This window comes from Micromonospora sp. MP36, from assembly GCF_008119785.1.
In the GTDB taxonomy this organism is placed as follows: Bacteria; Actinomycetota; Actinomycetes; order Mycobacteriales; family Micromonosporaceae; genus Micromonospora.
In genome coordinates this window covers 95,053-115,090 of the sequence record NZ_VSFA01000014.1, presented here as the reverse complement: position 1 = coordinate 115,090, position 20,038 = coordinate 95,053, and the positions used below count along the sequence as shown (strand labels likewise).

Below are 20,038 nucleotides of genomic sequence, written 5' to 3'. Positions count from 1 at the left end.
AATCTTTTCGAGGGCCGCCCCAGCAGGGTCGGCCCTCGACTGCGTTAGCGTCCAAGGCGACGCAATCAGGAAGCCTGACTCCGCTTTTCCTGGCCACCGGGTCGGCAGCCGCCGGCTCCCAGCGTGCCGGGACGCCGGATCAGCGGCTCTGGATGCCCTCGCGCAACTGCCGGAACAGCACGGCGGAATCGGCCGCGGAACGGCCCGCGAACATCGCCATCACCACGCTGCCGTGGTCGGCCCAGCCGCAGACCGCGAAGTCGCCGCCGTCGCCGCCGGTCGTACCGCACTTCATCACGCCGCCCAGACGGCCCGCGTCCACCTCGTGCAGGCCGCTCACCTTGCCGGTCTCGTCGGCCATCAGCCCGAAGAGGGTGTCCAGGTCCCGCCCCGGCTGCCAGAGCAACGTGGTGCCACCGAACACGAGCACCGCCCGCTTGGCGTCGGCCGGGTCGCTGTAGACGGTGCCGAAGCTCCGGTCCAGGTCGATGTCGGCGGCGAGGCCGTTGCGGAGGTAGTCCGCGGTGGTGCGGGCACCCTCGCTGTCGTCCCGGGTCAGCCCGGCGACCTTCACCGGCGTGGTCAACGTGGTGTCCTTCTGGTCCAGCACCCGCCAGCCGCCGACGCCGAGCGCCCCTAGGCCGGCCAGCCCGACGACCAGCGCCGCGCCCAGCGCGATGCGGCGCCGGCGCGAGACGGGGCGCCGTTCGGGCTCCAGCGCCGGGTCCCGACGGCTCAGCTGGATCGGCTCGTCGGTCAGGTCGACCGGCTCGGGCCCGTCGCCGACCGGACGCTCGGTGAGATGTGCGTCGGACATGTCCGCCACCGTACGCGAACAAGAGGTGGCGCACGTCGGGTCTCCAGAAGCGCTCCGTAGACTTTCAGGGTGACCGAGAGACTGGATGCCCGACGCCCCGACGCCCCGACCCTTGCCGGCCAGTACCAGCCCGGTGAGGTAGAGCAGCGACGGTACGAGCAGTGGGTAGCCGCCGGCCACTTCCGGGCGTCGGCGGAGAGCGACAAGCCCCCCTTCACGATCGTGATCCCGCCGCCGAACGTCACCGGCTCGCTGCACATGGGCCACGCGTTCGAGCACACGCTGATGGACGCCCTCACCCGGCGCAAGAAGATGCAGGGCTTCGAGGCGCTCTGGCTGCCCGGCATGGACCACGCCGGCATCGCCACCCAGAACCTGGTCGAGCGGCAGCTCGCCGGCGAGGGCCTGTCCCGCCACGACCTGGGCCGGGAGAAGTTCGTCGAGCGGGTCTGGCAGTGGAAGGCGGAGTCCGGCGGCGCCATCCTGGGCCAGATGCGGCGGCTCGGCGACGCGGTCGACTGGGACCGCGAGCGCTTCACCATGGACGCGGGCCTGTCCCGGGCCGTGCAGACCATGTTCAAGAAGCTCTTCGACGCCGGCCTGATCTACCGGGCGAACCGGATCATCAACTGGTGCCCCCGCTGCCTCACCGCGCTGTCCGACATCGAGGTGGAGCACACCGACGACGAGGGCGAGCTGATCTCGATCCGCTACAGCGACGAGGTCGTGGTGGCCACCACCCGGGCGGAGACCATGCTCGGCGACACGGCGGTCGCGGTGCACCCGGAGGACGAGCGGTACCGGCACCTGATCGGCACCGAGGTGGCGCTGCCGCTCACCGACCGGCGGATCCCGATCGTCGCCGACGAGCACGTCGACCCCAGCTTCGGCACCGGCATGGTCAAGGTGACCCCGGCGCACGACCCCAACGACTTCGAGATCGGCCAGCGGCACGACCTGCCATCGCTGACGATCATGGATGAGCGGGGGATCATCACGGCACCCGGCCCGTTCCAGGGGCTCGACCGGTACGAGGCCCGCCCGGCGATCGTCGCCGCGCTGCGCGAGCAGGGCCTGATCGTGGCCGAGAAGCGGCCGTACGTGCACGCGGTGGGGCACTGCTCGCGGTGCAAGACCACGGTCGAGCCGCGACTGTCGCTGCAGTGGTTCGTCAACACCGGCCCGCTGGCCAAGGCCGCCGGCGACGCGGTCCGCGACGGCCGGGTGCGGATCGAGCCGGCCGAGCTGGCCAAGCGCTACTTCGCCTGGGTCGACAACATGCACGACTGGTGCATCTCCCGCCAGCTCTGGTGGGGCCACCGGATTCCCGTCTGGTACGGCCCGGACGGCGAGATCGTCTGTGTCGGCCCCGACGAGGCGCCGCCGACCGGCGATGGCTGGCGGCAGGACGAGGACGTCCTGGACACCTGGTTCTCCAGCGGCCTGTGGCCGTTCTCCACGCTTGGCTGGCCGGAGCAGACCCCGGACCTGGCGAAGTTCTACCCGACCAGCGTGCTGGTCACCGGGTACGACATCCTCTTCTTCTGGGTCGCCCGGATGATGATGTTCGGCCTGTACGCGATGGACGGCGTGCAGCCGTTCGATGTCGTCGCGCTGCACGGCATGGTCCGGGACGAGCACGGCAAGAAGATGTCCAAGTCGTTCGGCAACGTGGTCGACCCGCTGGACTGGATCGACCGGTTCGGCGCCGACGCCACCCGGTTCACCCTGGCCCGGGGTGCCAATCCCGGTCAGGACGTGCCGGTCAGCGAGGAGTGGTGCCAGGGCTCGCGGAACTTCTGCAACAAGCTCTGGAACGCCACGCGGTTCGCCCTGCTGAACGGCGCGAACATCGAGGGGCCGCTGCCCCCGGCGAGCGAGCTGTCGACCGTCGACCGGTGGATCCTGTCCCGCCTGGCGCACGTGACCGCCGAGGTGGACGAGCAGTTCGAGGCGTACGAGTTCGCCAAGGTCTGCGACCTGCTGTACCACTTCGCCTGGGACGACGTCTGCGACTGGTACGTGGAGCTCAGCAAGCCGGTGCTCGCGGAGGGCGGGCCGGCGGCCGACGCCACCCGTCGGGTGCTCGGGCACGTGCTGGACCAGCTGCTGCGCCTGCTGCACCCGGTGATCCCGTTCGTCACCGACGAGCTGTGGAGCGCGCTGACCGGCGGGGAGACGGTGCTCACCGCGGCCTGGCCGGCGGCCGACCGTACCGGAGTCGACGACGCCGCGGAGAGCGAGGTCGGCACCCTGCAGCGGGTGGTGACCGAGATCCGGCGGTTCCGCTCCGACCAGGGGCTGCGGCCGACGCAGCGGGTGGCGGCCCGGCTCGACGGCCTCGGGCCGGCGGGCCTCGCCGCGCACGAGCCGCTGATCCGCTCGCTGGTCCGACTGGACGCCCCCGGCGACGACTTCCAGGCCAGCGCCACCCTCGCCATGCCGGGCGAGGTCAGCGTCGCGCTGGACACCCGGGGCTCGATCGACGTGGCCGCCGAGCGGGCGCGGCTCACCAAGGACCGGGCGGCCGCCGAGAAGGAGGCCGCGCAGGCGCGGGGGAAGCTGGACAACCCGGCGTTCGTCGGCAAGGCGCCCGAGCACGTGGTCGCCAAGATCCGTGAGCGGCTCGCGGTGGCCGAGGCGGATCTGGTCCGGATCGACGCCGCGCTGGAGGCACTGCCCTCGTGACCGACCGCACGGAATTCGTCGCGGTGGAGGCCGCGCTCAGCGAGCGCGGCTTCACCCGCATGCACTTCGAGCTGGAGAAGATCGAGTCCCTGCTCGACCTGCTCGGCAGCCCGCAGCGGGCGTACCCGTCGATCCACCTGACCGGGACGAACGGCAAGACCTCCACGGCCCGGATGATCGACTCGCTGCTGCGGGCGTTCGGGCTGCACACCGGCCGCTACACCAGCCCGCATCTGGAGACCGTCCGGGAGCGGATCAGCCTGGACGGGGAGCCGGTCAGCGAGGAGCGCTTCGTCGCCATGTACCGGGAGGTGGCGCCGCTGGCCGAGCTGGTCGACCAGCGCTTCGACGAGCCGCTGACCTACTTCGACATGACCACGGCGCTGGCGTTCGCCACGTTCGCCGACGCGCCGGTCGACGTCGCGGTGGTGGAGGTGGGGCTCGGCGGCGCCGAGGACTCGACCAACGTGATTCAGGCCGGGGTGGCGGTGCTCACCCCGATCGGGCTGGACCACACCGAGTGGCTCGGCGACACCATCGAGGACATCGCGCTGCACAAGGCGGGCATCATCCACAAGGGCGCCACGGTGGTCGCGGCGGCGCAGGAGGAGGAGGCCGCCCGGCCGATCCTGGAGCGCTGCGCCGAGGTCGGTGCCACCATCGCCCGGGAGGGCTCCGAGTTCGGGGTGCTGCGCCGGGCGGTGGCGGTCGGCGGTCAGGTGCTCACCATCCAGGGCCTCGGCGGGGTGTACGAGGAGATCTTCATCCCGCTGCACGGCGCGCACCAGGCGCAGAACGCGGCCGTCGCGCTCGCCGCGGTCGAGGCGTTCCTCGGGGCGGGAGCGAAGCGGCAACTCGACATCGAGACCGTCCGGGAGGGCTTCGCCGCGGCCAGCTCGCCGGGGCGGCTGGAGAAGGTGCGTACCGCCCCGACGATCCTGCTCGACGGCGCGCACAACCCGCACGGGATGGCTGCCACGGTCACCGCGTTGCAGGAGGAGTTCGCGTTCAGCAAGCTGGTCGGCGTGCTCGCCGTGCTCGGCGACAAGGACGCGGCCAGCCTGCTGGAGCTGCTCGAACCGGTGCTCGACTCGATCGTCGTCGCCCGCAACAGCTCGCCTCGGGCGATGCCGGCCGAGGAGCTGGCCGCGCTGGCCCGGGAGGTCTTCGGGCCGGACCGGGTGCAGGTCGCCGAGGAGATGCCGGACGCCATCGAGGCGGCCGTCGCCGAGGCCGAATCCGACGTGCCGGGCGAGCTGGCCGGGGTCGGTGTGCTGATTACGGGATCGGTGGTGACTGTGGCCGACGCCCGCCGGCTGCTCAAGCGATGACCGGGCCGGTGGAGGAGCGCCCCAGCGCCGAAGGCTCGCCGGCCGGGCCCCCGGCCGGTGGCCCGGGCGACGGCGCGCCGGTCGGCGGCCCAGGGGGCGGCGAGCCGGTCGGCCCGGGGGAGCGGCGATCCGGGTTGCGGAACCCGGACAAGGCCGTCCGCGGGCTCGGCGCCGGGACGCTGGCCCTGGAGGCGCTGGTGCTGCTGCTGGCCATCCAGCCGATCCGGGTGGTCGGCGGGCACCTCAGCGGCGCCGCCGTCGGGGCGATCGTGGCGCTGGCGGTGGCCTGCGTGGTGCTGGCCGGGCAGATGAAGCGGTCGTGGGCCTGGCACGCCGGGACGGTGCTCCAGGGGTTGCTGATGCTGTCCGGGCTGCTGCACTGGTCACTGCTCGTGCTGGGGGTCATCTTCGCCCTGGTCTGGGCGTACGCGCTGCACGTCCGGCGGGTCATCCTCGGCTGAGCCGTACCAGGTGTGCGGAGGGGCCTCCGCGCGTTGGCCGGAGGCCCGCCCCTTTTCAGGCGTCGGCGAGGGTGCGCCACTGGGTGAGGGCGACGCCGTGCCCGTCCGGGTCGCGGAAGGCCGCCGCCCACACCTCCAGCCTGGTGCCCCGGTTGACCACCCGCGGGGCGTACGTGAAGCGGACGCCGGATCCGCGCAGCCGCTCGTACGCGGCCTGGATGTCGTCGACCTCCAGGTTGACGTGGACCAGCCGGCGGCTGATCGGCGCGGCTCCGGTCACCTGGCGCAGCACCAGCCGGGTCGCCCCGGAGGAGAGGACGGCGTTGCCGGTGCCCCGGTCCAGCTCGTCGAAGCCGAGCCGTTGGTAGAAGTCGAGCGACCGGTCCAGGTCGGTGACGAGCAGCGTGATCCCGACCCCGCTGATCGGCGTGGCCAGCTCGGCGGGCTCGTCGCCGGTCGGCCCGAAGATGGCCTCGTCCAGCTCCTCCGGGGTCGGCGGCGCCTCCGCGGCCGGCTCGTCCAGCGGCACGTCGATCGGGTCGACCGGCACCGTGTCGAACCGCTCCTCGGCGGGCGGGCGTGGGGCCGGGGTGGCCCGGCGGGGGAGCGAGCCCCCGGTCGTCGCCTCGACGAACTGCCCCTCCAGCACCACCGGGCCGCCCGGGCGCTGGTGCACCACCACCGGCTCGCGCTGCTCCGGCGGCCCGGTGACGTCGTCGAGGAGCGGGTCCGATGCGGGCGGGAGATCTTCGCGGAAGTCGTCGTCCGGGCGGTCCACCCACGGCGGGGCCTCCTGCGCGATCAGCACCTCCTCGACTGGGTCGGGGCCGGCGTACTCGGGCGGCAGGTCGGCGACCGCGGCGGCCGTCTCGGCGTGGGTGGGCACCTCGTCCCACAGCACGCGCACGTGCCGCTGGTCGTCGAGGGCGACCCGGACCGGCAGGGCCTGGCCCAGGGATGGCCACTTGGCGACCGGGACCCGCGGCTCGATGATCTTCTTGGACCGGGGCGGCAGCCCGGGCGCGTCGATCACCAGCTGGAGTTCGCAGCGGCCGAACGAGTACTGGGTGGGCGGCTCGGAGGCGCTGTGCACGTGGCCGAGGCCGACCACCCAGGTGCGCCCGCCGCCGCGTACGGTGGCCAGGGCGATCGCCAGCACGAGCAGCGCGACGCCGAGCGCCACGATGGCCCAGCTCGTCATGCCCAGCCCGAACAGCACGATGAAGGTCGCCACGGTGCCCAGCACCGCGCCGATCAGCTTGCGCACCGGCGCGATGGGTCGGTTCCCGCCATTCGCCACAGTGGACCTCCCGGGGTCTAGGGCCAGGCTAGGCCGTGTCGGCGACCGGGGGAAAGAGCGGCCGCCGCGTCGGCGCCGGGACCGGGTCGCTACGCTGACCGTACCCAGCCCGACCCGCTTCCGCGCACAGGAGGAACCCAGCGTGTCCAGCAGCAGCCCGGACGAGCGCACGCTCGTACTGATCAAGCCCGACGCGGTGCGCCGCGGTCTGGTGGGCGAGATCCTCGGCCGTTTCGAGCGCAAGGGCCTGCGGATCGACGCGCTGATCTCCCGGACGATGGACGGCGACTTCGCCGACCAGCACTACGCCGAGCACGTCGACAAGCCGTTCTACCCGCCGTTGAAGGCGTTCATGATCGGTGGCCCGCTGGTGGCCCTGGTGCTCTCCGGCGACCAGGTGATCGAGGTGGTGCGCGGGATGATCGGCAGCACGGACGGCCGCAAGGCCGCCGCCGGCACCATCCGCGGCGACTTCTCCCTGTCCAACCGGGAGAACCTGGTGCACGCCTCCGACTCGGTCGACAGCGCCAAGCGGGAGATCGCCCTCTGGTTCCCCGAGCTGGGCTGACGTCCTCGCCGACGGCCCCGTCCCACACTGGGACCGGGGCCGTCGGGCGTGTTCAGCCGGGCACGCGGGCCAGCTTGTCGGGGTTGCCGACCAGGTAGACGCCGGTGATCCGGCCGTCGGCGGCGGCCACCGCGAGGGTGTAGCGGACCCCGGTCGGCCAGCGCAGCAGCAGCGCCGGCGCGCCGTTCAGCTCGACCCGCGACGCCGTGACGCCGGGGCGGCGGCGGCCGTAGACGCCGGCGAAGAAGCGGGCGATCCGGTTCGCGCCGCGGACCGGGTTGCGCGCCGCGCGGACCCGGCCACCCCCGTCGGACCAGGCGGTGGCGTCGGCGGCGACCAGGTCGGTCAGCCGGGCCAGGTCGCCGTCGCGCGCCGCGGCCAGGAACGCGTCCAGCAGCCGCCGCTGCTCGGCCGGCCCGGCGGTGAACCGCCGCCGGTCGTCGGCGATCCGGGCCACGGCCCGGTGGTGCAGTTGGCGGCAGTCCGCCGTCGACCGGTCCAGCAGGTCGGCGATCTCGGCGTACGGCAGGGCGAATGCGGTGTGCAGCACGTACACGGCCCGCTCCGGCGGGGTGAGCCGCTCCAGCAGGTGCAGCACCGCGGTGGAGAGGGTGTCCCGCTGCTCGACCGTGTCCAGCGGTCCGAACGGGCCACCCGCGCCGGTGGGCACCGGCTCGGGCAGCCACGGGCCGACGTACGTCTCGCGGGCCGCCTGCCGGGCGCGCAGCCGGTCCAGCGCCAGCCGGGTCACCACCCGGGCCAGGTACCGGCGCGGCTCGGCGACCGCCGCCCGGTCGACGTCCAGCCAGCGCAGGTACGCCTCCTGCAGCACGTCCTCGGCGTCGTGCAGGCTGCCCAGCAGCCGGTACGCCAGGCCGAGCAGCATCGGCCGGTGCGCGGTGAGCGCACCGGCCGCCTCCGCTGCCCCGGTGGTGGTCACACCTCGAGCGGCGGCTCGTTCCGGGTGCTCACCGAGATTCGGTTCCACACGTTGATTGTGGCGATCGCGACGAGCAGGTCGGCCAGTTCCTTCTCCGACCAGACCTTCGCCGCGGCGTCCCACACCTCGTCCGGCACGCCGTGCTCGCCGAGCCGGGTGACCGCGTCGGTCAGCGCCAGCGCGGTCCGCTCCCGCTCGTCGAAGAACGGCGCGTCCCGCCACGCGGCGACGGCGAACAGCCGCCGGCTGGACTCGCCGGCGGCGAGCGCGTCCCGACTGTGCATGTCCACGCAGAACGCGCAGCCGTTGAGCATCGACGCCCGCAGCTTCACCAGCTCCAGCACGGTGTGGTCCACGTTTTTCTGGACGTACTTCTCCAGCCCGAGCACCGCCTGGTACGCCTCCGGCACCACTGCCGTCATGTTGATCCGACTCATCTCGGCCTCCCTCGTGTCGTCGGTACGTGGACACGACGGATCGGCCTGCCCTGGGCGTGACAGGTGCGGGCTGTGACGGTGGTCATGCCCACGACGTCAACGAGTGGTCAGCCGCGGTTCCCACGCCGGCCATCCGCGTGCGCCGGTCCGGCTCACCTCGGGCCGGTAGACCACCAGGAACCGATTCCCGACGGAGGGGACAGATGACTTCTCTCGATCGACGTACCGTGTTGCGCGCCGGACTGCTGACCGGGGCCGGACTCGCCGGCGGCGGCCTGTTCGGCGCTGGCCCGGCCACGGCGGCGCCGGCCTGGCAGCCGTCCGGCCGCCCGGTGCTCACCCACGGCGTGCAGAGCGGCGACGTGACCGCCGACTCGGCGCTGGTCTGGACCCGCGCGGACCGGCCCGGCCGGATGCTCGTGGAGCTGAGCCGCCGCCCGGACCTGCGCGGCGCCCGGCTGCTGCGCGGCCCGCTGCTGGACCCGTCGACCGACGGCACCGGCCGGGTGCGGCTGCGCGGCCTGCCGTCAGGCGAGCGGCTGTACTACCGGGTGAGCGTGGAGAGCCTGGACCGGCCCGGGCTGTCCAGCGAGCCGCTGACCGGCTCGTTCGCCACCGCCCCCGGCCCACAGGACCGGCGGGACGTGCGGTTCGTCTGGACGGGGGACATCGCCGGCCAGGGCTGGGGGATCAGCCCCGACTTCGACGGCATGGCGATCTTCCGGTCCATGCGGGCGGTCCGCCCCGACTTCTTCCTGTGCAGCGGGGACACGGTCTACGCCGACGGCCCGCTCACCGAGAGCGTCACCCTGCCGGACGGCCGGATCTGGCGCAACCTGGTCACGCCCGAGAAGAGCAAGGTGGCCGAGACGCTGGCCGAGTACCGCGGGCAGTTCGCGTACAACCTGCTCGACGAGCACCTGCGCGCGCTCGCCGCCGAGGTGCCGCAGATCAACCAGTGGGACGACCACGAGGTGCGCAACAACTGGTATCCGGGGCAGATCCTCGCCGACGATCGCTACACCGAGAAGCGGGTCGACGTGCTCGCCGCCCGGGCCCGGCAGGCGTTCCACGAGTGGGTTCCGGCCCCCGTCAACGGGCCGCTCTACCGCAAGCTGCCGTACGGTCCGCTGCTGGACGTCTTCGTCCTCGACATGCGGACGTACAAGGACCCGAACGACGGCAACACGTACGCCGACCCGGACCGCGGCCTACTCGGCCGGGAGCAGCGGGAATGGCTGATCCGGGAACTGACCCGGTCCCGGGCCACCTGGAAGGTCATCGCCAACGACCTGCCGCTCGGCCTGGTGGTGCCGGACGGCCCGGGCGCGCAGGAGGGCGTGGCGCAGGGCGACCCGGGTGCGCCCGCAGGGCGTGAGCTGGAGTTCGCCGAGGTGCTGGGCGCGGCCCACCGGGCCGGCGTCACCGGCATCGTCTTCCTCACCGCCGACGTGCACTACACCGCGGCCCACCACTACGACCCGACGCGGGCGGCCTTCCGGGACTTCACCCCCTTCTGGGAGTTCGTCTCCGGGCCGGCGCACGCCGGCGCGTTCGGCCCGAACGCCCTGGACGGCACCTTCGGCCCGCAGGCCGCGTTCGTGCACGCGCCGCCGCGCGCGAACACCTCGCCCGCCGAGGGCTTCCAGCACTTCGGCGAGGTCTCGATCGACGGCGAGTCCGGCGACCTGACGGTGCACCTGCGCGACCGCGCCGGCGTCTCCCTCTGGACCACCACCCTCCCCGCCCCCACCCGCTGACTCAGGCTCCGTGCGTCGCCCGCGTTGATCATGGGGTTGACGGCGATGTGGATCTCCACAGATGCCGCCAACTTCATGATCAACCGGGAGTGGGGGAGGAAAGGGAGGATGGAGGGGGCGGGTCACATGGTGTCGAGGGAGGCGCGGCGGCGGGATTCGGCTTCGAAGAGCTTGAGCAGCGTGGCGGCCAGCAGCGCGTACCCGAATCCGACGGCGACCTCGGCGGCGAGCGCCGGGGCGGCGGCCGCGAAACCCTTGCCGGCGACCAGTTGGCGGGCGGCCGCTGCGGCGTGGGTGATCGGCAGCGCCTGGCCCACCGCGCGCATCCAGCCGGGCAGTCCCGCGGCGGGGACGTTGACCCCGGTGAGCAGGAGCAGCAGCGCCACCGAGACGTTGGAGACCACCCAGACGTCCCGGAACCGCAGCCCCAGCGCGCCCAGGGTGAGGCCGAAGAAGCCGCAGGACAGCGAGGCCACCGCCAGGGTCGCCAGCAGGGCCGGCAGGGCGTCCGGCGGCATCCGCAGGCCGAGCAGGAGCGAGCCCACGGTCAGCGTGCTGACCGCGATGAGCAGGCCGTTCCCGGCGTACGGGAGGACCCGGCCGAGGAAGACCGCGGTGCGGCTGCGCGGCGAGAGCAACACGTGCCCGAGCGTGCCGAAGCGTCGTTCGTTGGCGACCGCCATGGTGCCGCCGAAGACGCAGGAGAGCGAGGCGGCGAGCACCGCGTTGCCGACGATGTAGAACCGGTCGTCGGCAACCCCGAGCTGCCGCCCCAGATAGGCGAAGAAGAGCAGCTGGAAGATCGGGCCGACCAGCAGCGAGCCGATGAACATCGCCGGGGTGGTCCAGTTGAACAGGGCCCGGTAGGCGATCACGCCGCCCGTGCCGATCAGCCGGAAGAGTGCCGTCATCGTCGTCTCCTCAGGCCAGCGCGAGGGTCGCCGCGGCGCGGGCCCGTCGCTCGACGTAGGTCATCATCAACGCGCCGGTGATCAGGCAGCCGAGGCTGATCGCCAGGCAGATGCCGAGGGACGGCCACACCGGTCCGCCGCTGGCCGCCTCGTGGACCGCGCGGGCGCCCCAGGTGGTGGGCAGCGCGGCGGCGATCGGGCCGGTCCAGCCGGGCAGCACGGTGAGCGGCACCAGCATCCCGGAGACCAGCCAGATCGGGTACTCCAGGGTGTTGGTCAGCGCGTTCGCGTTGCGCATGAGCACGAACGTGGCGGCGAGCAGCAGGCCGAACATGCCCAGCCCGAGCACGCAGCCGGGGACGGCCAGCAGGAAGAGCAGCGGGTGTGCGAAGTCCAGCGGGACGCCGTACAGCAGCCGGCCCCAGAGCAGGGTGGCGAGCATGGCGTACGTGCCGGTGACCGCGGTGGCCAGCGTGATCGGGAGGATCATCAGCGCGGGCGGGCGCGGCGCCAGCATGATCATCTCCAGCGTGCCCTGCCAGCGTTGGTTCTGGATGGCGCCGCCGGAGCCGAAGAGCACCGACGACCAGACACCCATCAGTCCGGCGCCGACGGCGGCCTCCAGCAGCCGGCCCGGCTCGCCGCCGGCCCGGAACAGGTACACGGCCAGGGTGGCCTGCACCACCGGCACGATCAGCGCGGTGGCGATCTCGAACGGGGAGCGGCTCAGCTGTTTGGTGTGCAGCAGCGCCCCCACCCCGATCATGCGGAGCAGCTTCACGCCGTCACCGCCTCGAGCGGGCGAGACGGCGCGGCGACCCGGTTGACGATCGCCACGTACGCGTCCTCGAGGGTGGGCTGGCGGGCGCTGACCCGGCCCAGCCGGACCCCGTCCAGCGCGCGAAGCACGTCCGCCTGCACGTCCACCCCCGCGTCGGACTGCACGGTCAGCACCTGGGCCGCCCCGGCGACGGTCACGCTCGCCTCGCGTACGCCGGGCAGGGTGTGGATCGTGGCGAGCTGGGCGTCGGTCACCCCGTACGCCTCGACCTCCAGCACCTGCCGGCCGTCGGCGTGGCGCCGCAGCTCCGCCGGGGTGCCGAGGGCCTGGATGGTGCCGCTGGCGATGACCGCGATCCGGTCGCAGAGCTCGTCCGCCTCGGCCATGTAGTGCGTGGTCAGCAGCACGGTGGTGCCGGTGGCCGCCAGGTCGGCGACGGTCTGCCGCAGCTCCCGGGCCGCCACCGGGTCCACCCCGATCGACGGCTCGTCGAGGAAGAGCACCTTCGGCCGGTGCAGCAGGCCGCGGGCGATGTGCAGCCGCTGCCGCATGCCCCGGGAGTAGCCCTCCACCCGCTCGTTCTCCCGGCCGTCGAGCCGGACCAGCTCGAGCAGTTCGGCGATGCGCCGCTTCTGCTCCCGCCCCGGCACGCCGTAAAGCTCGGCGAAGTAGCGCAGGTTGTCCCGGGCGGAGAGCCGCTCGTAGAGGCCCCGGTCGCCGCCGAAGACGTACCCGATCCGCCGGCGTACCTCCCGGGTCTCGGTGACCACGTCGTGGCCGCAGATCCGGGCGGTGCCGGCGGTCGGGATGAGCAGCGTGTTCAGCAGCTTGATGGTGGTGGTCTTGCCGGCGCCGTTCGGCCCGAGCAGGCCGAACAGCTCCCCGTTGCCGACCGTCAGGTCGACGCCGCGGACCGCCTCCACCTCCCGGCGCTGGGGTCGTAACCATCCCGTTCGGCTGCGGTAGGTGCGGCGCAGCCCGGCCGCCTCGATCGCGTACTCGCTCATGCCGGTCCTCCGCTTCGCTCCGGGCCGTCATGAGGCTCGGCCGCGCTGAGCCGGATGATTCGCTCGCTTCGCTCGCTCATGTCGGCGAATCTAGGAACGCCGGGGCGGGCGGGGAAACGAATTCGGCGCTCGCCGAATCCTCAGGCGGAGGCGGTCGCCGGGTCGGCGCCGATCAGGGTGACCAGGGACAGGCCGGCCGGTTCCAGGCCGTACAGCACGCGCCGGCCCACCCGGCGGCGGTGCACCACCCCGGCGGTGAGCAGCGCGGCGAGGTGCTCGGAGACGGTGCTCGGGGCGAGCCCGAGGGTGGCGGCGAGCCCGGCCGTGGTGGCCGGCCGGGTCAGCGCCCGCAGCACCTGGGCCCGGCCCCGGCCCAGGAGGATCGCCAGCCGGTCGGTCGCGGCTTCCTCCGCCGTCGGGGTGGGCCCGCCCTCAGCCAGCACGGCCGCCCCGCGGGCCTGGTAGGAGACCGCGACGATCTCCGGATGGTCGGTGGAACAGGCCAGCGCGCCCCGGGAGAAGATCAGCGGGATCAGCAGCAGCCGCTGGTCCAGCGCCCGGAAGCTCTGCTCCAGGGGTTTGACCAGGGTGAGCACCGGCTGTTCCCAGCGCACCCGCTCGTGCAGGCCGGCCAGGAGCGCGTCCGGGCCGTCCGCGGCGAGTGCTCGGGCCCGGTGCAGCACCTCCTCGTCCAGCGCCGCCCGCATCGCCGGCCACCACGGCTCGATCGCCGCGTCCCAGTACGCCTGGATGCCGCCGGCGAGCCGGTCCAGCGCGGCCTGCCGGTCGGTGACGAACGGGCGCAGCCAGCCCGGCAGGTCGTCGGGGTCGTGGTAGCGGGGGACCTGCTCGGCGATCACCTCGGCCGGGGTGGCCCGCAGCACGGCCAACTCCTCGGCCAGCGTGGGGGCCGGCGACGGCGGGATCGGGGTGAGGAAGTCCGGTGCCCGGTCGTCGGCCGTGAGCAGCCGGGCCGGTGCCGTCTCCGGCACCTCGGCCAGCACCCGCCGGGCGTGCCGGGCCCAGCCGGTGTACGGCCAGGGTGCCTCCTCCGGTTGGCGCTTCAGCAGGTAGAGGCTGGTCAGCACCTCCCAGAGCGGGCTGGTGGCGATCCGGGTACGGGCCAGCGTGGGCTCGTCCAACTCGATCCGGATCACCAGGTGAGCCTAGCCGCGGCCGGCCGTGACGCCCGGCTGGTGGTACGGGGTCGACCCGGGCCGATACTCGGGGGCGGAGCGCCGGCCCGGTCGAGTACGCTTGTCGGACACAGGCGACGACCCGGCCATCACCGGCGAGCCTCCGGAAGAACAGCCGGGTGACCGGCCCAGTAGAACCGGACGGGACCGGCCCGTCACAGCCGGCCAACGAGCGGGCGGTCGCACCTTGACCGCCAAGCGGGGTGGTACCGCGGGCCTGACCCGGGGCGCCGGTGACGGCGTACCGGAAGGGCTCGTCCTCGCAGACCCACACGACGAGTGAGCTGCTGCTGAGGAGAGCGACCCCCGATGGCCTATCCGTTGCACGACCCGACCGCCGCCGGCGCCCCGGCGAGCCCGGACCTGCCCGCGGTGGAGCGCCGGGTCCTGGAGCACTGGACGGCCGACAAGACCTTCGAGGCCTCGGTGGAAGCCCGTGACGCGGGCGAGAACGGGGCCAACGAGTACGTCTTCTACGACGGCCCGCCGTTCGCCAACGGCCTGCCGCACTACGGCCACCTGTTCACCGGCTACGTCAAGGACGTGGTGCCGCGCTACCAGACCATGCGCGGCCGCCGGGTGGAGCGGCGCTTCGGCTGGGACTGCCACGGCCTGCCGGCCGAGGTGGTGGCCGAGAAGCAGCTCGGCATCACCAGCAAGGCGGAGATCCTCGACCTGGGCGTGGCCCGGTTCAACGAGGCGTGCCGCACCTCGGTGCTGGAGTTCACCCAGGACTGGGAGCGGTACGTCACCCGGCAGGCCCGCTGGGTGGACTTCGCCAACGACTACAAGACGCTCGACCTGGACTACATGGAGAGCGTCATGTGGGCCTTCAAGACCCTGCACGACAAGGGTCTGGTCTACGAGGGCTTCCGGGTCCTGGCGTACTGCTGGCGGTGCGAGACGCCGCTGTCGAACACCGAGACCCGGATGGACGACGTCTACAAGGACCGGCACGACCCGACCGTGTCGGTCTGGTTCGAGCTGACCCCCGACGAGGGCGCGCCGGAGCTGCTGCGCGGGCCGGTGCGGCTGGGCGTCTGGACCACCACGCCGTGGACCCTGCCGTCGAACCTGGCGCTCGCCGTCGGCCCCGACATCGAGTACGCGGTGCTGGAGCGCGACGGTGTGCGGTACGTCGTCGGCGCCGCCCGGCTGGGCGCGTACGCCAAGGAGCTGGAGGGGTACGAGCAGGTCGGCACGGTGTCCGGGCGTGACCTGGTCGGCCGCCGGTACGTCCCGCTCTACGACTTCCTGGTCGAGCAGGCCGGGCCGAACGCGTACCAGGTGCTCGGCGCGGAGTTCGTCACCACCGAGGACGGCACCGGGATCGTCCACCTGGCCCCGGCCTTCGGTGAGGACGACCAGAACGTCTGCAACGCGGCCGGCATCCCGACCATCGTCACGGTGGACGACCACACGCGGTTCACCGCGCTGGTCCCGCCCTACCAGGGCGAGCAGGTCTTCGACGTGAACAAGTCGGTGATCCGGGAGCTGAAGGAAAGGGGGGTGCTGCTCCGGCAGGACACCTACACCCACTCGTACCCGCACTGCTGGCGCTGCGACACCCCGCTGGTCTACAAGGCGGTGTCGTCGTGGTTCGTCGCGGTGACCCAGTTCAAGGACCGGATGGTCGAGCTCAACCAGCAGATCAACTGGACGCCGGGGCACATCAAGGACGGCTCGTTCGGCAAGTGGCTGGCCAACGCCCGCGACTGGTCGATCAGCCGGAACCGGTTCTGGGGCTCGCCGATCCCGGTGTGGAAGTCCGACGACCCGAACTACCCGCGGGTCGACGTGTACGGGTCGCTGGCCGACCTCGAGCGGGACTTCGGCGTACGCCTGACCGACCTGCACCGGCCGGCGGTGGACGAGCTGGTCCGCCCCAACCCGGACGACCCCACCGGGAAGTCGATGATGCGCCGGGTGCCGGAGGTGCTGGACTGCTGGTTCGAGTCCGGGTCGATGCCGTTCGCCCAGGTGCACTACCCGTTCGAGAACCGCGAGTGGTTCGAACACCACTACCCGGGCGACTTCATCGTCGAATACATCGGACAGACCCGCGGCTGGTTCTACACCATGCACGTGCTGGCCACCGCGCTGTTCGACCGGCCGGCGTTCCGCAACTGCCTCAGCCACGGCATCCTGCTCGGCTCGGACGGGCGCAAGATGTCCAAGAGCCTGCGCAACTACCCGGACGTCTACCACGTCTTCGACTCGTACGGGTCGGACGCGATGCGCTGGATGCTGATGTCCTCGCCGGTGCTGCGCGGCGGCGACATGTCGGTCACCGAGGCGGGCATCCGGGACGCGGTGCGCCAGGTGCTGCTGCCGCTGTGGAACGTCTGGTACTTCTTCTCGCTCTACGCCAATGCCGAGGGCCACACCGCCCGGCGCCGCACCGACTCGACGCACCTGCTCGACCGGTACGTGCTGGCGAAGACGAACGAGCTGGTGTCGACGGTGCAGGCGCAGCTGGACGCGTACGACATCTCCGGCGCCTGCGCCACCGTCCGGTCCTACCTGGACGCGCTGACCAACTGGTACGTGCGCCGCTCGCGGGACCGGTTCTGGTCCGGTGACGCGGAGGCGTTCGACACGCTGTGGACGGTGCTGGAGACGCTCTGCCGGGTGGTGGCACCGCTGGCGCCGCTGACCGCCGAGGAGATCTGGCGCGGCCTCACCGGCGAGCGGTCGGTGCACCTGACCGACTGGCCGGCGGCGGCGGAGTTCCCGGCCGACCACGAGCTGGTGACGGCGATGGACGCCACCCGGGCGGTCGCCTCGGCGGCACTGTCGCTGCGCAAGGCCAAGGGGCTGCGGGTGCGGCTGCCGCTGTCGCGGCTGACCGTGGCCTCGCCGCGGGCGGACCAGCTGCGGCCCTTCGCCGACCTGGTCGCCGACGAGGTGAACGTCAAGCACGTGGAGTTCACCGACGAGGTGTCCGCATACTGCCAGCAGGTGCTGACCGTGGTGCCCCGGGCGCTCGGCCCGCGGGTGGGCAAGGCGGTCCAGCAGGTGATCAAGGCGGTCAAGGCGGGGGAGTGGGAGCTGGTCGACAGCGCCCCGGTCGCCGCCGGGATCACCCTCGACGAGGGCGAGTACGAGCTGCGCCTGGTCGCCGCCGACGCCGAGCACTCCGCGCCGCTGCCCGGCGGCGAGGGCGTGGTCGTGCTGGACACCGAGGTCACCCCGGAGCTGGCCGCCGAGGGGCTGGCCCGGGACGTGGTCCGGGTGATCCAGCAGGCCCGCCGGGACGCCGACCTGGACGTCTCGGACCGGATTGTGGTGGCGCTGTCGGCGTCCGAGGAGGTGCGCGCCGCGGTGTCCGCGTACACCGACTTCGTGGCCCGGGAGGTGCTGGCCGACACGGTCGACTTCGCCGAGGGGATCGAGGGCTTCGCCGGCGAGGTCGGCGAAGGCGAGCGGGTGACGGTCGCCGTGCGACGGGTATGACCTCCTGATGGTGGTGGTCCGGCGGACCGAGGTTCGCCGGACCACCACCGGGGCGGCCGGCCACCCGATCGGGCCGGCGTGGGGCCGTCCGCTACCGTGACACCGCCTGTCCCGTACGACCGCCGGAGGACCCGTGCCGCTGCTCTACACCATCGGCAAGCTCGTCGTGGGCCCCACGCTCCGGCTGGCTTTCCGTCCGACCGTGGAGGGGCTGGAGCACATCCCGGCGACCGGCGGCGCGATTTTCGCGGGCAACCACCTCTCCGTCGCCGACGAGCTCTTCCTCGGCACCGTGGTGCCCCGCCACCTGGCCTTCTGGGCCAAGTCCGAGTACTTCAAGGGCACCGGCGTGAAGGGGCGGTTCTCCAAGTTCGTGCTCACCGGCCTGGGTGCCATCCCGGTCGAGCGGGCTGGCGGGCGGGCCGCGCTCTCCGCGTTCGACGCGGCCATTCCCGCGCTGAAGGCCGGGGACCTGGTCGCCGTCTACCCGGAGGGCACCCGCTCCCCGGACGGGCGGCTCTATCGTGGGCGCACCGGGGCGGCCCGGCTGGCCGTGGCCGCCGGCGTGCCGATCATCCCGGTCGGCATGATCGGCACCGACAAGGCCCAGCCGATCGGGGCCCGGGTGCCCCGGCCGGGAAAGGCCGAGATCATCGTGCGGTTCGGCAAGCCGCTGGACTTCACCGGCCGGTCGGGCGACCGGACCTCGCTGCGCGCGATGACCGACGAGATGATGAGCGAGATCCAGAAGCTCACCGGCCAGGAGTACGTGCCCCGCTACGCCCCGCCCCGCGCGCACCCGCCGGTCAGCGGCGAGCCGCCGGTCGCGTCCTGACTCCAGCCGTCACGGCGGGTCGCTGCCGCGCCGCCGCTCCTGGGCGACCACGGCGTCCAGGTCGCCGAGGCGTTCCAGCTGCTTCATGGTCCGGGCCAGCCGGGCGTTGGCCGGGATCCGGGGGCGGTTGGTGGACAGGAACGCCCAGTAGCCCGCGGTGAACGGGCACGCCATCTCGCCGAGCCGCTGCCTCGGGTCGTAGCGGCAGCCGCCGCAGTAGTCGCTCATCCGGTTGATGTACGCGCCCCCGGAGACGTACGGCCTGGTGGTCATCCGGGCCAGGTCGGCGTACTGGCTCATGCCGACCACGTTTCCGGTCATCACCCACTCGTAGCCGTCCACGAACCGAGTGTGGAACCACTCGACCAGCTCCGTCGGGCGCCAGCCGCGCTGCAGCGCGTAGTTGCCGAGCACCATCAGCCGCGGAATGTGGTGCACCCAGCCCCGGTCCCGGACGCCGGCGAGCACGTCGGAGAGGCAGCGCGCGTCGACCACGTCGGCGTCCAGCTCCTGCCACCAGCCCGGCAGCGACCGCCGGGCGGCCAACGCGTTGCTGTTGCGCCAACCCGGCTCGACGTACCAGTAGGTGTGCCAGGTGTAGTCCCGCCAGCCCATGAGCTGCCGGATGAAGCCCTCCACACTGGCCAACGGCGCGGCCTCCCGGCGGTACGCCTGCTCGGCGCCCCGGACCGCCTCCATCGGATCCAGCAGGCCGAGGTTGAACGCGGCGGACAGCATGCTGTGCGCCAGCCACGGGTCGGCGGCGAGCATGACGTCCTCGTACCGGCCGAACGCGGCGAGGCGGTGCCGGAGGAAGTGCCGCAGCCGGGCCTTCGCCTCCTTGGCGGTGGCCGGGAAGCGGCGCGGGCCGTCCCGGCCGACGAACCGGATGCCCTCCCGCTCCCAGCGGTCCAGGTCGGCCCGGACCTCCGCGTCGATGTCGTCCTCGCTGGGCATCGGCGGGGCCGACACGTCCCGCCTGCCGTCCTTCGGTGGCGGCTCGCGGTTCTCCGGGTCCAGGCTCCACCGGCCGCCGACCGGGTCGCCGCCGGCCATGAGCACCCCGTGCCGCTCCCTGGCGAAGCGGTAGAACCCCTCCATCCGCAGCGTGCCCCGCCGGCCGTCGGCCCAGTCCGCGAAGTCCGCCATGCTGGTCACGTACCCCCGGGCCGGCAGCACGGTGACCCGGTCCAGGCCGCGGACGAACTGCAGCGCCCGGCGCGAGGTCGGGTGACACACCTCCAGCGGCTCGCGGACCCTCCTGAGCGCCTGCCCGTACGTCTCGGCGCGCAGGAAGATCGCCTGGTCGCCCAGTTCGGCGGCGCGGTGCCGCAGCGCGGAGAGGATCAGGTGGGCCTTCTGCCGGTGGTGGACGCGACGCCGGAAGACCGCCTTCGACTCGATCAGCAGGACCGGTTGCTGCCGGTCGTCGAGGAAGTGCGAACCTAACTGGTCGGCGAAGAGCCAACGCCGCGACATGTCCTGATTGTGAGTCAATCATCCGTTATGGGCGGAGCGACGCGAGGAGCTTTATGTGATCGATACCTCGC

The 20,038-nt window shown here is 72.8% G+C and carries 16 protein-coding genes; 7 read left to right on the top strand and 9 right to left on the bottom strand.

The genetic code is table 11. The features are described from left to right. Positions 1–139: 139 nt before the first annotated feature. Positions 140–817 carry a hypothetical protein gene (locus FXF52_RS14390; protein WP_148797382.1) on the bottom strand — a complete coding sequence of 226 codons (678 nt, stop codon included), beginning with the start codon at positions 815–817 and terminating at the stop codon, positions 140–142. 69 nt (positions 818–886) lie between these two features. On the opposite strand from FXF52_RS14390, the gene FXF52_RS14385 reads away from it, so the two are divergent. The 3 genes from FXF52_RS14385 to FXF52_RS14375 are packed head-to-tail and all read left to right on the top strand — an operon-like array spanning position 887 to position 5,297. Continuing rightward, entirely contained in the window at positions 887–3,505 is a 2,619-nt protein-coding gene (locus FXF52_RS14385) for a valine--tRNA ligase (protein ID WP_148797381.1), read from the top strand. After that, the gene (locus FXF52_RS14380) at positions 3,502–4,836 is read left to right on the top strand and encodes a folylpolyglutamate synthase/dihydrofolate synthase family protein (RefSeq protein ID WP_148797380.1); all 1,335 of its coding nucleotides are present in this window, start codon (positions 3,502–3,504) and stop codon (positions 4,834–4,836) included. The genes FXF52_RS14385 and FXF52_RS14380 overlap by 4 nt, the downstream gene beginning before the upstream one ends. Beyond that, positions 4,833–5,297 (top strand): DUF4233 domain-containing protein, encoded by a 465-nt coding sequence (locus FXF52_RS14375; RefSeq protein ID WP_148797379.1) that lies wholly within the window; start codon positions 4,833–4,835, stop codon positions 5,295–5,297. The genes FXF52_RS14380 and FXF52_RS14375 overlap by 4 nt, the downstream gene beginning before the upstream one ends. A gap of 55 nt (positions 5,298–5,352) precedes the next feature. On the opposite strand, the gene FXF52_RS14370 is transcribed toward FXF52_RS14375, so the two are convergent. Next, positions 5,353–6,597, bottom strand: coding sequence for a glyoxalase/bleomycin resistance/dioxygenase family protein (locus tag FXF52_RS14370; protein ID WP_148797378.1), 1,245 nt, complete (start codon positions 6,595–6,597; stop codon positions 5,353–5,355). Positions 6,598–6,739: 142 nt separating this feature from the next. Here FXF52_RS14370 and ndk point away from each other — a divergent pair, with 142 nt between their 5' ends. After that, positions 6,740–7,165, top strand: coding sequence for a nucleoside-diphosphate kinase (gene ndk / locus FXF52_RS14365; RefSeq protein WP_148797377.1), 426 nt, complete (start codon positions 6,740–6,742; stop codon positions 7,163–7,165). A 52-nt stretch (positions 7,166–7,217) separates the two neighbouring features. Here the strand turns inward: ndk and sigJ are convergent, their stop codons facing one another. Both sigJ and FXF52_RS14355 read right to left on the bottom strand, forming a co-directional pair. Further along, positions 7,218–8,153 (bottom strand): RNA polymerase sigma factor SigJ, encoded by a 936-nt coding sequence (sigJ, locus tag FXF52_RS14360; RefSeq protein WP_255471947.1) that lies wholly within the window; start codon positions 8,151–8,153, stop codon positions 7,218–7,220. Then, complete coding sequence (locus tag FXF52_RS14355; RefSeq protein WP_148797376.1) at positions 8,102–8,542, bottom strand: carboxymuconolactone decarboxylase family protein; 441 nt, start codon at positions 8,540–8,542, stop codon at positions 8,102–8,104. The genes sigJ and FXF52_RS14355 overlap by 52 nt, the downstream gene beginning before the upstream one ends. A gap of 203 nt (positions 8,543–8,745) precedes the next feature. Between FXF52_RS14355 and FXF52_RS14350 the strand changes: the two genes are divergently transcribed. Beyond that, positions 8,746–10,302: an alkaline phosphatase gene (locus tag FXF52_RS14350; RefSeq protein WP_148797375.1), complete on the top strand. Its 1,557-nt coding sequence runs from the start codon at positions 8,746–8,748 to the stop codon at positions 10,300–10,302. 122 nt (positions 10,303–10,424) lie between these two features. On the opposite strand, the gene FXF52_RS14345 is transcribed toward FXF52_RS14350, so the two are convergent. The 4 genes from FXF52_RS14345 to FXF52_RS43855 all read right to left on the bottom strand — a co-directional run bounded on the left by FXF52_RS14345 (position 10,425) and on the right by FXF52_RS43855 (position 14,158). Beyond that, complete coding sequence (locus FXF52_RS14345) at positions 10,425–11,213, bottom strand: ABC transporter permease (RefSeq protein ID WP_148797374.1); 789 nt, start codon at positions 11,211–11,213, stop codon at positions 10,425–10,427. Positions 11,214–11,223: 10 nt separating this feature from the next. Then, on the bottom strand, positions 11,224–11,994 hold the full coding sequence (locus FXF52_RS14340; RefSeq protein WP_255471946.1) for an ABC transporter permease: 771 nt from the start codon (positions 11,992–11,994) through the stop codon (positions 11,224–11,226). Then, entirely contained in the window at positions 11,991–13,001 is a 1,011-nt protein-coding gene (locus tag FXF52_RS14335; RefSeq protein WP_148797373.1) for an ABC transporter ATP-binding protein, read from the bottom strand. The genes FXF52_RS14340 and FXF52_RS14335 overlap by 4 nt, the downstream gene beginning before the upstream one ends. 140 nt (positions 13,002–13,141) lie before the next feature. Then, the gene (locus tag FXF52_RS43855; protein WP_148797372.1) at positions 13,142–14,158 is read right to left on the bottom strand and encodes an ArsR family transcriptional regulator; all 1,017 of its coding nucleotides are present in this window, start codon (positions 14,156–14,158) and stop codon (positions 13,142–13,144) included. A 348-nt stretch (positions 14,159–14,506) separates the two neighbouring features. Here FXF52_RS43855 and ileS point away from each other — a divergent pair, with 348 nt between their 5' ends. Together ileS and FXF52_RS14315 are read left to right on the top strand one after the other, a co-directional pair. After that, positions 14,507–17,653 carry an isoleucine--tRNA ligase gene (gene ileS, locus FXF52_RS14320; RefSeq protein WP_148797371.1) on the top strand — a complete coding sequence of 1,049 codons (3,147 nt, stop codon included), beginning with the start codon at positions 14,507–14,509 and terminating at the stop codon, positions 17,651–17,653. Positions 17,654–17,786: 133 nt separating this feature from the next. Further along, a complete protein-coding gene (locus FXF52_RS14315) occupies positions 17,787–18,488 on the top strand; it encodes a 1-acyl-sn-glycerol-3-phosphate acyltransferase (RefSeq protein WP_148797370.1) in 702 nt (233 codons plus the stop codon). Positions 18,489–18,497: 9 nt separating this feature from the next. On the opposite strand, the gene FXF52_RS14310 is transcribed toward FXF52_RS14315, so the two are convergent. Then, entirely contained in the window at positions 18,498–19,967 is a 1,470-nt protein-coding gene (locus tag FXF52_RS14310; protein ID WP_148797369.1) for a cryptochrome/photolyase family protein, read from the bottom strand. Positions 19,968–20,038: the final 71 nt, after the last annotated feature.